Below are 11787 nucleotides of genomic sequence, written 5' to 3'. Positions count from 1 at the left end.
GGGACGGTGGGCGACGGCCAGCCGTACTAGCGTGCGGGGGAACGTCATCCCGGAGGGACCGCTTCATGCTCCTGTCGTACCCCGTCCACCGCCTTCTCTCCCCTCGCCGACCGGTTCTCGCGGCGGTGACCGCGGCGGCGCTGGCGGCCGGCGGGCTCGCCGGCTGCTCGGGCGAGGACGGGCCGGAGCGGAGCGTCGACGCCTTCCTGAAGGGCTGGCGCTCCGGCGACCTCCAGGCGGTGGGCTTCGTCGAACCGACCGGCGGCCGGGTCCCGGCCGTCGAGGTCACCAAGCAGATCAAGGCGCTCTCCGGCGAGCTGGCCGCCACCCCGCCGGAGCTGAAGCGGACCGGCGACATCCCGATCACCGCCGACGTGGCCACCGCCCGGGTCCAGGTCAGCTGGCCGCTGCCGGGCGGGACCCGCTGGGCCTACGAGACCCGGGTACGCCTCAAGCACGGCGACGACGACGAGTGGCAGGTGATCTGGGAGCCGAAGGTCGTCCAGGAGCAGCTGGAGGACGGCGACCGGCTCGCGCTGCGCCGCGACCGGGCCACCCGGGCCGGCGTCCTCGACAACGCCGGCACCCCGCTCGTGGCGCCCCGGCCGGTGGTCCGGGTGGGCGTGCAACCCAACCAGGTCAAGGACGTCAAGGCGCTGTCCCGGCAGCTCGACGCCGCGTTCAAGGCGATCCGCCCCGCGCTCATCCCGGCGGTCGACCTGACCGACCTGCCCAAGCGTCTCGCCGAGGCCGAGCCGGGCGCGCTCGTCGAGGTGGTGACCCTGCGCGACGAGGCGTACCGGCAGATCAAGCCGCGCATCTACGACCTGCCGGGCACCAAGTTCCAGGCCGACAAGCTCGACCTCGCCCCGACCCGGGAGTTCGCCCGGGCGCTGCTCGGCACGGTCGACCCGGCCCAGGCCGACGACCTCAAGGCGCACCCCGACAAGTACCTCGCCGGCGACCTGGTCGGCCACGGCGGCCTCCAGGCCCGGTACGACGACCGGTTGCGCGGCGCGCCGGGGCTGACCGTACTCAGCCAACGGTCCAAGCCCGACGAGCCCGGCGTCACCACCGGCGCGGAGCTCTTCCACAGCGAGCCGAAGCCCGGCCAGCCCGTGAAGACCACCCTCGACCTGGCGACCCAGAACGCCGCCGACGCGGCGCTGCGCGGTGAGGCCCGGCGCTCCGCGCTGGTGGCCGTCCGGATCAGCGACGGCGCGGTGCTGGCCGCCGCGAACGGCCCCGGCCCGGCCGGGGAGAACCTGGCCTTCACCGCCCAGGTGCCGCCCGGCTCGACGTTCAAGATGGTCAGTGCCCTCGGCCTGCTCGACCGGGGCGCGGTGACGCCCGAGACGACGGTGCGTTGCCCGAAGACGTTCGAGGTCGACGGCCGGTCGTTCAAGAACTCCGACAACTTCGCGCTCGGTGACGTGCCGTTCGGCACCGACTTCGCGAAGTCCTGCAACACCGCGTTCACCGCCCTGGCGCCGAAACTCGGCCCGGACGGGCTGGCCCAGGCCGGGCGTGCCCTCGGCCTGGAGAGCGAGTGGGACCTCGGCGTCGACGTCTTCACCGGCAAGGTCTCGGCCAACGGTTCGCCGACCGAGCAGGCCGCCGCCGCGATCGGCCAGGGCACCACGGTGGTCAGCCCGCTCGCCATGGCCGGCGCCACCGCGGCGGTCGCCCGCGGCCACTGGGAGCAGCCGAAGCTGCTGCTCGACCCCGCGCCGACGAAGCCGGCCCCGGCCGGCCCGGCGCTGAAGGCCGACTCCGTGGCCGCGCTGAAGACGATGATGCGCGCGGTGGTCACCAGCGGCACCGCCAGCGCCCTGAAGGACGTCCCGGGCCAGCCGGTGTACGGCAAGACCGGCACCGCCGAGTACGACAACAACCCGGCGCACACCCACGCCTGGTTCGTCGGCTGGCAGGGCGACGTGGCCTTCGCCGTCTTCGTCGAGCAGGGCGGGTCGAGCACGGCCAGCGCCGTCCCGATCGCCGAGCGCTTCCTGCGTGGCCTGACCGCCCGCTGACCCACCGACCCGGGCGGGGCGCCGCCGGGCGGTCAGGCGATGTCGAGCCCGGTCCCGGCCGGGCCGGCCTCGCCCGGTTCGGCCGGCGGGTCGTCGTTCGGCACGGGGACCCGGCGCAGCCGACCCGGACCGGTCGACGGGGTCGGGCCGGCCGGTGCCGCCCCGTCCGGGCCGTCCGCCGCGCCGGTGGCCCGCCGCGGGTCGTCGTCGTGCTCGTCGTCGGGGGTCAAGGCGGGGCCGATCGGCTCCACGGCCACCGCGGGGGCCGGGACGGCCGCCGGGGCCGGCAGGACGGTCCGCTCGGCGGCCCGGCCGTTGCCCGGCCGGGGCGCGGGCGCGACCGGGCCGGGCGGCAGCAGCCGCGGCGGCACCGCGCTCGGCGAGGAGACCGGGGCCAGCCCGGCCACCACGGTGTTGACGATCTCGGCGGCGTACGAGCCGTCCAGGTCGTAGTCGGGGTCGAAGACGGTCAGCTCGACGCCGAGGCAGTGCGGGGTGTCCACCAGCCCGGCGAGCAGGATCTCCAGCTCGGCGAAGGCGATCCCGCCCGGGTCCGGCGCGTCCACCGCCGGCATCACCGCCGGGTCGAGCACGTCCACGTCGATGTGCACCCAGTAGCCGGCGCAGTCGGCCAGCTGCTCGTGCGCCCACTGGGCGGTCCGGGCCGCCCCCTCGGCACGCAGCGCGGGCACCGGCCGGGTGGTGATCCCGGCGGCCTGGAGGTCGAGCCGGTACTCGTCCTGCGCCCGGATGCCGAGCACCACCACGTCGATGTCCCGGAAGTAGGGGCGCCGCCCCTCGATGGCGGCCAGGTCGGCCTGCCCCCGGCCGGTGACCAGGGCCAGGTCCTCCCCCGCCGCCGCGCCCACGTACGAGGCGTTGCCGGGGTGCCGGAAGTCCGAGTGGCCGTCGACGAAGACCAGGCCGATCCGCCCGCCGACGGCCTCGCCGAGCCGGTGCATGGCCAGCGCCGAGCCGAGCAGCACCGAGCAGTCACCGCCGAGCACCAGCGGGAACTCGCCCCGGTCGATGATCGCGCCGATCCGGTCGGCCAGCGCCACCGAGTAGTTCGAGATCTCGGGGGCGTGGCAGACACCGTCGCCGGGGCGCCAGTCGCCCGGGTCGTACCGGGGCGGGGTGAGGCAGCCGGCGTCGCGGGCCCGCAGCCGGGCGAGCAGGCCGTGGTCGCGCAGCGCGCCGGGCGCCTTGCCGCAGCCGGGGGCGGAGGTGGACGTGGGCGGGCGCAACCCCAGGTTGGTCGGCGCGTCGAGGACGGCGATCCGGCGCATCATGGGCTCCCGTCCTCGATGGTCGGGCGGGCCGGCCGGTACGCCGGCCCGCGCTGGCGTGCTGCGAACTCAGAACAGGGCGCTGGCCAGGGCCCGGCGGGCCGAGGCCACCGCGGGATCCTCGGGACCGGCGATGGTGAAGAGTGAGACCAGGTGCTGCCGGGTCTTCTCCCGGTCGTCGCCGGCGGTCCGGCGGACCAGGTCCACCAGGCGCTGGTAGGCCTGCTCGGCCAGCCCGCTGAGCACCTCGATGTCGGCGGCGAGGAGCTGGGCCTCGACGTCGTCGGGGGCCTGCTCGGCCGCGGCCAGCGCGGCTCGCGGGTCGGCCCCGGCCACCCGCCGGGCCACCCCGACCTGGGCCAGGCCGGCCTCGGCCGCGACGTCCGCCGGGCTCTCGGCCAGGATCTTCTTGTACGCCGCCTCGGCGGCGTCCAGGTCGCCGGTCATCAGGGCGTCGTCGGCCTCGACCAGCCGCGGGTCCTCCGGTTCGGCGACGCTGACGCCGCCGGCCTTGAGCACGGCCTGGATCCACTGCCGCAGCTGGGACTCGGGGATGACGCCGGGGAAGGCGTCGACGGGCCGACCGCCGACGATCGCGTAGACGGTCGGTACCGCCTGGAGCTGGAACATCTGGGCGATGCGGGGGTGCTGCTGGACGTCGACCCGGGCCAGCAGCCAGGCGCCGCCACCCTCCGCGGCCAGCCGCTCCAGCACCGGGGCGAACTCGTCGCTCTCCGGGTAGCCCGCGGCGCCGAAGAAGACCACGACGGGGGTGGTGAGCGAGCGTTCCAGCACCTCGGTCTGGATGTTCGCCTCGGTCACGTCGATCACGGCGGCCGAGCCACCGACGGGGCTGCCCGGCAGACCTGTCGGCGGGCCGGACTGGGCCGGTGTGGCGGGGCGGGTGTCGGCCGGTGCCGTGCTGCGCAGCGCGCTGAGGTCGACCGCGCCGCGGGTGAAGATCGACGAGGTGATCCGTGGGTCGCTCATGGTTATCTAGTCTCGCACGTGTCCCGCTGAACTCAGATCAACCGCGACGGCGACAGTTGCAACTCTCACGCTGCTCACGCCACCCCTGCCCGGCTGCCCGCCCCGCCGCGCACGATCCGGCCCGGCCCCGCCCGGGCGACCGCGGCGGCGGCCGCGCCGGGAGGGCCGGCGGTGCGAGATCGGGACGGGGTCGACGGTGCGAGGTCGGGGCGGGGGCCGGGCGGGTCGGTCAGAAGCGGGCGGGCTCGCGGTAGACGCCCCACTCGGCGCGGAGCGCGTCGCAGATCTCGCCGAGGGTGGCCTCGGCGCGGACGGCGTCCAGCATGGCCGGGATCATGTTCTCGCCGGTCCGGGCGACCTCGACCATCCGGGCCACGGCGGCCTTCACGGCGGCGTCGTCGCGGGCGGTCTTGCGCTCGGCGAGGACCCGGCGCTGCTCCAACTCCACCTCGTGCGAGATGCGCAGGATCTCCAGCTCCTTGGCGACCGTGCCGGTGTGGCAGTTGACCCCGACGATCCGCTTGTCGCCCTTCTCCAGCGCCTGCTGGTAGACGAAGGCCGACTCGGCGATGTGGCCGGTGAACCAGCCGTCCTCGATGCCACGCAGGATGCCCGAGGTCATCGGCCCGATCTGGTGCGGGCCCTCGCCGCCGAGCTGGCGGATCCGGGCGAAGATCTCCTCCGCCTCGGCCTCGATCCGGTCGGTGAGCGCCTCGACGTACCAGGAGCCGCCGAGCGGGTCGGCGACGTTGACCACCCCGGTCTCCTCCATCAGCACCTGCTGGGTGCGCAGGGCGATCTCGGCGGACTCGTCGGTGGGCAGCGCGAGGGTCTCGTCGAGGGCGTTGGTGTGCAGCGAGTTGGTGCCGCCGAGCACGGCGGCGAGCGCCTCCACGGCCGTACGCACGACGTTGTTGACCGGCTGCTGGGCGGTCAGCGACACCCCGGCGGTCTGGGTGTGGAACTTCAGCCAGAGCGCCTTCTCGCTGGTGGCGCCGTAGACGTCGCGCAGCCAGCGGGCCCAGATCCGGCGGGCCGCGCGGAACTTCGCGATCTCCTCGAAGAAGTCGACGTGCGAGTCGAAGAAGAAGCTCAGGCCGGGGGCGAAGACGTTGACGTCCAGGCCGCGGCTCAGGCCCAGCTCGACGTAGCCGAACCCGTCGGCGAGGGTGTACGCCAGCTCCTGCGCGGCGGTCGACCCGGCCTCCCGGATGTGGTAGCCGGAGACCGACAGCGGCTTGTACTTCGGGATCTCCCGGGCGCAGTACTCCATCAGGTCGCCGATGAGGCGCAGGTGCGGCTCGGGGTCGAAGAGCCACTCCTTCTGCGCGATGTACTCCTTGAAGATGTCCGTCTGGAGCGTGCCGTCCAGCCGGGACAGGTCGGCGCCCTGCCGCTCGGCGGCGACCAGGTACATGCAGAAGACCGGCACGGCCGGGCCGGAGATGGTCATGCTCGTGGTGACGCCGGCCAGGTCGATGCCGCCGAAGAGCACCTCCATGTCGGCGGCCGAGTCGATGGCCACGCCGCAGTGGCCGACCTCGCCGAGCGACTGCGGGTCGTCGGAGTCGCGCCCCATCAGGGTCGGCATGTCGAAGGCGACGGAGAGCCCGCCGCCACCGGCGCCGAGGATCATCTTGTAGCGCTCGTTGGTCTGCTGGGCGTTGCCGAACCCGGCGAACTGCCGGATCGTCCAGGTCCGCCCGCGGTAGCCGGTCGGGTAGAGGCCCCGGGTGTACGGGAACTCGCCCGGCCAGCCGATCCGCTCGAAGCCCGGGTACGGCACGCCCTCCGGCGGCCCGTACACCGGGTCCACGGTCATCCCCGAGAGCGTGGTGAAGTCCGCGTCCCGCTTGCGCGCGGCGTCGTAGCGGGCCTGCCAGCGTGCCCGTCCGGCGGCGATCTCGTCGGCGTTCATCCGCGGAGCTCCTCCTCGAGTCCTCGACTGAAGACCGAGTGTAGAACGGACGCCTGAACGATCGCTAAGTATGTGCGTACCGGCCGGTAACCTGACTCAGCTCGACGGCACCGCGGGACCACCGAGAGCCACGTCGTCGACCCGGATGTTGATCTCGTCGACCCGCAGCCCGTACGCCTCGACCGCCGAGGTCACCGCCGAGCGGACCGCGTCGGTCACCTCGGGCACCGGCCGGCCGCCGTCGATCACGATGACCAGGTTGATCACCGCCGCACCGTTCGTGACGTGCGCGGAGCAGCCGCGCCGGGCGTCGCCGACCTGGTCCAGCCCGACCCGGTCCAGCACGGCGTTGAAGAAGCGCGCCACGTCCCCACCGAGCTCGGCCACCCCGGGCACCGTCTTGGCGGCGGCCACCGCGATCTTCTCCACCACCTCGTCAGAGATGTGCGTCGTACCGCCCGCGGTCGCGTCCGGCCGCATCGACAGCTCCTGCGTAGCCTCGTGGTCCACGTTCTCCCCCACCACACCGACACCCACACCCGCCTCGACCCCGGCAGCCTACAAGCCCCCACCCCCACCCACACCCCCACCCACACCCCCACCCGACCGTCGATCATGGACTTGTGGTGCCGCGGATGTCCGCTGTGCGGCCTTCGTCAGGCACCACAAGTCCATGATCGACGAGGTTGGGGGGTGGGGGGTGGGGGTGGGGGTGGGGGTGGGGGTGGGGGTGGGATTAGGGGGTGGCGAGGGTGGTGATTTCGTGGGGTTGGAGGGCGCGCTGGTGGACCTGGACGTCGTCCAGGGCGCCGGTGAGGCGGCCACCGGTCATCGACACGCCGACGTGCAGCCCGCCCGTCGCCGGGGGTGAGGTGGTGGCGGCGCTGGTGCCCTGCAACACGCCGTCCACGTACAGCTGGAAGCGTCCCCAGCCGGCGTTCCAGACCGCCGCGAGGTGCGTCCACCGGCCGGCCACCGCCGGGGCGAGCGACTCCACCGTCGGCCAGCCGGTCGGCCCCGAGTCGGTCACCGGGACCTTGTACGCCCACCGGCCGTTGTCGGACTCGTACTGGAGTTGGAAGGTCCCCCGCTCCCGGCCGTCCTGGCTGGCGACCACCTGGTCGCCGGCGCCGTCCGGGCGACCGTCGCGGTTGGCGTCGGTCAGCCGCACCCAGGCGGTGACCGTGTAGGACCGGTCCGTCCACAGCGTCATGCCACCGCGTACGTCGATCACCTCGGTGCCGGTGAGCAGGAGCGCGCGGGCCGGTCGCCCGGCCCGGTCGGCGGTGAAGCCCACCTGCTCCGGCCGGGGGAACCCGTCCCGGCTGAACCACGACTCGTCCCCGGTGTGCCCGTCGAAGGTCCAGCGGCCGACGGCCGCGTCGGCGAGGGCCGCCGCCTCGGCCGCGTCCACCACCCGGGCGAAGACCCGTACGTCGCTGATCCCCCCGGCGAACGCCTCCCCGGCCGACGAGCGCCCGATCCGGAACGGGCCCCGGCCCGTCCACCCGGTCGCCGGCGGCTGGCCGCTCGGCGGCGCGGTCATCTCCAGCACGCCGTCGACGTAGAGCTGCATCCGGCCCCACCCCGCGTTCCAGACGGCGGTCAGGTGCGTCCACCGGTTGACGGCCGGCACGCTGGTGGACGAGACGGTCCGCACGCCGGCCTGCACCGAGTCGGCCAGCGGCACGGCGAACACCCAGCGGTCCGTCGACGGCTCGTAGGAGAGGGTGAAGGCGCTCCGGGCCGCGCCGTCCTGGCTCGCCACCACCCGTCGCGCGGTCTTGCTGGTCAACGACACCCACGCGGAGACCGCGTAGGACCGCGCGGTGTCGACCACCGGCCCCGCGGTGACCGCCCCGGTGCCGGCGCCGTCGCCTCGCAGGGCGAACGTGGTCGGCTGCCGTTCGTACCAGCCCAGGGTGGTGCCGGACACGACGGCCGAATGGCCCGAGCCCGAGGCGTCGCTGGCCGTGGTGCCGCCCCAGTCGTCGAGCCGCCACCACGCGACCGGCCCGGTGCCGGGGCGCTGCCAGTCCCGCAGTACGGCGAGCAGGCGACGGTACGCGGGCTTGGCGCCCAGCGACTCGTCGAGCAGGGTGGCCGCGCCCCATCCCGGGTACTGGGCGGGGATCCACGACCGGGCGTCGGTGAAGCCCCAGGTGGTGATCGACCGGCACCGGGGCACGGCCAGGCAGGCCTGCGCCGCCCAGGCGTACACCTCGGCCTGCTGCGCCAGCTCCGTGGCGTCCGCCGGCACCGGCACCCGCACGTCCAGCTCGGTGATGGCCACGTCGAGGCCGAGGTCGGCGAAGCGGCGCAGCACGTCACCGAGCGCGGACAGTCGGGAGGTCAGCAGCTTGTGGGTCTGGAAGCCCACCCCGTCGACCGGCACCCCGCGCGCTCGCAGATCCCGCACCAGCTCGTAGAGACCGCGCGCCTTCGCCGCGTTCGTCTCGGTGCTGTACTCGTTGAGGTAGAGCTGGGCCGCCGGGTCAACTGCGCGCGCCCAGTGGAACGCGTCGGCGAGGTATCCGAGCCCGAGGCGGCTCAGCCAGAAGCCGTCACGCGGCGTCCCGTCCTCGGCGAGCGGCTCGTTGACCACGTCCCAGACCGCGACCCGACCGCGGTAGCGGGACACCACCGTCTGCACGTGGTTCCTGAGGATGTCACGCAGCTCCGCCTGGGAGAACGTGCCGGTCGTCAGCCACTCCGGCAGGGAGGAGTGCCAGACCAGCGTCTGGCCCCGGACGGCCTGACCGTGCGCGGCGGCGAAGTCGACGATCCGGTCCGCCCGGCTGAAGTCGTACCGGCCCCGGACCGGTTCCAGGACCGACCACTTGAACTCGTTCTCCGTCGTCACGGTGTTGAACTCGGCGGCCACCCGGTCGCGGTAGGCCGGGTCCGTTTCGAGGGCGCTCGCGGAGACGGCCGAGCCCACCTGGAGGCCCCGTGCGGCGGCGGCCTCCCGCAGCGTCGTCACCTCCGCCGCGGCCGCCGCGTCCGGGCCGACCATCGTGCCGACGACGAGCTGCGCGCCCACCACGAGCGCCGCCATCCACCACCGCATCCCACTGCTCCCCCGCTGACGCCCCGCTCCGCCGACGGGGCGTCAGGAGCGTAGGAAGCGCCGTGTCCGGCTGCCGCCCCACCGGACAGAACGGGGCACGTCGGGCGGCGGGCTCAGCTACCGAGTTGCGCCAGCAGCTCGTCCGCCGCGGCGTACGGGTCGATGGCGCCCTCGGCCACCTTGGCGGCGAGCGTCGGCAGCTGCGTACCGTCGCGCAGCGAGCCGATCCGGGCCCGCAGCACGCCCAGCGCGATCGCCTCGATCTCGGCGGCGGCCCGCGCCTCGCGACGGCGGCGCAGCTCGCCGTGCTGCTCCAGCCAGCCGCGGTGCTTGTCGATCGCGGCGGCGATGTCGTCGATCCCCTCGCCGCGTGCGGCGATCGACCGGACCACCTGCGGCCGCCACTCCCCCGGCCCGCGCTCGCCCAGCGCGATCATGCCCTGGATGTCGCGCACGGTGGCGTCGGCGCCGTCCCGGTCGGCCTTGTTGACCACGAAGACGTCGGCGATCTCCAGGATGCCGGCCTTGACCGCCTGGATCGCGTCGCCCATGCCCGGGGCGAGCAGCACCAGCGTGGTGTCGGCCAGCGAGGCCACCTCGACCTCGGCCTGCCCGACCCCGACGGTCTCCACCAGCACCACGTCGCAGCCGGCGCCCTCCAGCACCCGGACCGCCTGCGGCGTGGCCGCGGAGAGCCCGCCGAGGTGGCCGCGGCTGGACATGGAACGGATGTAGACGCCGGGGTCGGTGGCGTGGTCCTGCATCCGGACCCGGTCGCCGAGGATCGCCCCGCCGGTGAACGGGCTGGACGGGTCGATGGCCAGCACCCCGACCCGGTGGCCGCGGGCCCGCAGCGCCCGCACCAGCTCGTTGGTGGTGGTCGACTTGCCCACCCCCGGCGAACCGGTCAGGCCGACCACCTGGGCCTGCCCGGCGTACGGCGCGAGGGCCGCCGCCACTTGCGGCAGCACCTCGTCACCGGATTCGACCAGCGTGATCAGCCGGGCCACCGCGCGGGGGTCGCCCGCGCGGGCCCGCTCCACCAGCATCGGTACGTCCCGGCTGCGGCGCACCGGGCCGGTGGCCGCTGCCGGGGCGTTCTCGACGACGTCCCCCACGGTCAGCTCTCGCCCCCGGTCGGCACGTGGATGATCAGGGCGTCGCCCTGCCCGCCGCCGCCGCAGAGCGCGGCCGCGCCGGTGCCGCCGCCCCGCCGCTTGAGCTCCAGCGCCAGGCTGAGCACCAGCCGGGCGCCGGACATCCCGATCGGGTGGCCGAGCGCGATGGCGCCGCCGTTGACGTTGACCTTGTCCGGGTTGACCCCCAGGTCCCGGGTGGACTGGATGCCGACCGCGGCGAACGCCTCGTTGATCTCGATGAGGTCGAGGTCGGAGACGGCCAGGCCGGCCTTCTTCAGGGCGTGGTTGATGGCGTTGGACGGCTGCGAGTGCAGCGAGTTGTCCGGGCCGGCCACGTTGCCGTGCGCGCCGATCTCGGCCAGCCAGGTGAGCCCCAGCTCCTTGGCCTTGGCCATGCTCATCACGACCACGGCGGCGGCGCCGTCGGAGATCGGCGAGGAGCTGCCGGCGGTGATGGTCCCGTCCTTGGCGAACGCCGGACGGAGCTTGCCCAGCGACTCGGCGGTGGTGTCCGGCCGGATGCCCTCGTCCTCGCTGATCACCAGCGGGTCGCCCTTGCGCTGCGGGATGATCACCGGGGTGATCTCGTCGGCGAAGTGGCCGTTCTTCTGCGCGGCGGCCGCGCGCTGGTGGCTCGCGGCGGCGAACTCGTCCTGCTCGGCGCGGGTGATGCCGTGCCGGGCCCCGTGCCGCTCGGTCGACTCGCCCATCGAGCAGCAGTCCCAGGCGTCGGTGAGGCCGTCGAGGGCCATGTGGTCCTTGATCGTGACGTCGCCGTACTTGTAGCCGGAGCGCTGGCCCAGCAGCAGGTGCGGGGCGTTGGTCATCGACTCCATGCCGCCGGCCACCACGATGTCGAACTCGCCGGCCCGGATGAGCTGGTCGGCCAGGGCGATCGCGTCCAGGCCGGAGAGGCAGACCTTGTTGATGGTCAGCGCCGGGGTGGACATCGGGATGCCCGCCTCGACCGCGGCCTGCCGGGCCGGGATCTGGCCGGCGCCGGCCTGGAGCACCTGCCCCATGATCACGTACTGCACCTGGTCGGGGGCGACGCCGGCGCGCTCCAGCGCGGCCTTGATCGCGATGCCGCCCAGCCTGGTCGCCGGGAGGTCCTTGAGGTTGCCCAGCAGGCGCCCCATCGGGGTCCGCGCGCCGCTGACGATCACCGAAGCCATTGCCTGCCTCCGAGGGGGTGCCGACCTGTCCGCCTTAACGATTGTTAGGACGCACCTTATCTGCCGGCAACAGCGGGAGCACGGTGACCCCGCGCACGTTCGCCACCCGCTCCAGGGTACGACCGTCGATGGTCCGGTCGCCGCACCAGGGCGGCCGCGCCGCCCTGGTGCAC

Annotated in this window: 8 protein-coding genes; 1 reads left to right on the top strand and 7 read right to left on the bottom strand. The window is 74.2% G+C overall.

What is annotated here, in order from left to right:
• Window positions 1-65 precede the first annotated feature (65 nt).
• Window positions 66-2033 (top strand): penicillin-binding transpeptidase domain-containing protein, encoded by a 1968-nt coding sequence (locus AB0I11_RS13180; RefSeq protein WP_357318347.1) that lies wholly within the window; start codon window positions 66-68, stop codon window positions 2031-2033.
• 32 nt (window positions 2034-2065) lie between these two features.
• On the opposite strand, the gene AB0I11_RS13175 is transcribed toward AB0I11_RS13180, so the two are convergent.
• From AB0I11_RS13175 to AB0I11_RS13145, 7 genes are all read right to left on the bottom strand, one after another.
• Complete coding sequence (locus tag AB0I11_RS13175) at window positions 2066-3325, bottom strand: arginase family protein (RefSeq protein WP_357318344.1); 1260 nt, start codon at window positions 3323-3325, stop codon at window positions 2066-2068.
• 66 nt (window positions 3326-3391) lie between these two features.
• Window positions 3392-4312 carry a tetratricopeptide repeat protein gene (locus tag AB0I11_RS13170; protein ID WP_357318341.1) on the bottom strand — a complete coding sequence of 307 codons (921 nt, stop codon included), beginning with the start codon at window positions 4310-4312 and terminating at the stop codon, window positions 3392-3394.
• 229 nt (window positions 4313-4541) lie between these two features.
• Complete coding sequence (locus AB0I11_RS13165; protein ID WP_357318338.1) at window positions 4542-6230, bottom strand: methylmalonyl-CoA mutase family protein; 1689 nt, start codon at window positions 6228-6230, stop codon at window positions 4542-4544.
• Window positions 6231-6326: 96 nt separating this feature from the next.
• On the bottom strand, window positions 6327-6740 hold the full coding sequence (locus AB0I11_RS13160; protein WP_357318728.1) for an Asp23/Gls24 family envelope stress response protein: 414 nt from the start codon (window positions 6738-6740) through the stop codon (window positions 6327-6329).
• 226 nt (window positions 6741-6966) lie between these two features.
• Entirely contained in the window at window positions 6967-9300 is a 2334-nt protein-coding gene (locus tag AB0I11_RS13155) for an endo-1,4-beta-xylanase (protein WP_357318335.1), read from the bottom strand.
• Window positions 9301-9413: 113 nt separating this feature from the next.
• Window positions 9414-10349, bottom strand: coding sequence for a methylmalonyl Co-A mutase-associated GTPase MeaB (gene meaB / locus AB0I11_RS13150; protein WP_357318725.1), 936 nt, complete (start codon window positions 10347-10349; stop codon window positions 9414-9416).
• A 71-nt stretch (window positions 10350-10420) separates the two neighbouring features.
• The gene (locus AB0I11_RS13145) at window positions 10421-11614 is read right to left on the bottom strand and encodes an acetyl-CoA C-acetyltransferase (protein WP_357318332.1); all 1194 of its coding nucleotides are present in this window, start codon (window positions 11612-11614) and stop codon (window positions 10421-10423) included.
• Window positions 11615-11787 lie beyond the last annotated feature (173 nt).

It is taken from the genome of Micromonospora sp. NPDC050495, from assembly GCF_040655175.1.
Lineage (GTDB): Bacteria > Actinomycetota > Actinomycetes > Mycobacteriales > Micromonosporaceae > Micromonospora.
Note: the sequence above shows the minus strand (reverse complement) of the source record. Positions and strands in the feature narration are given on the sequence as shown.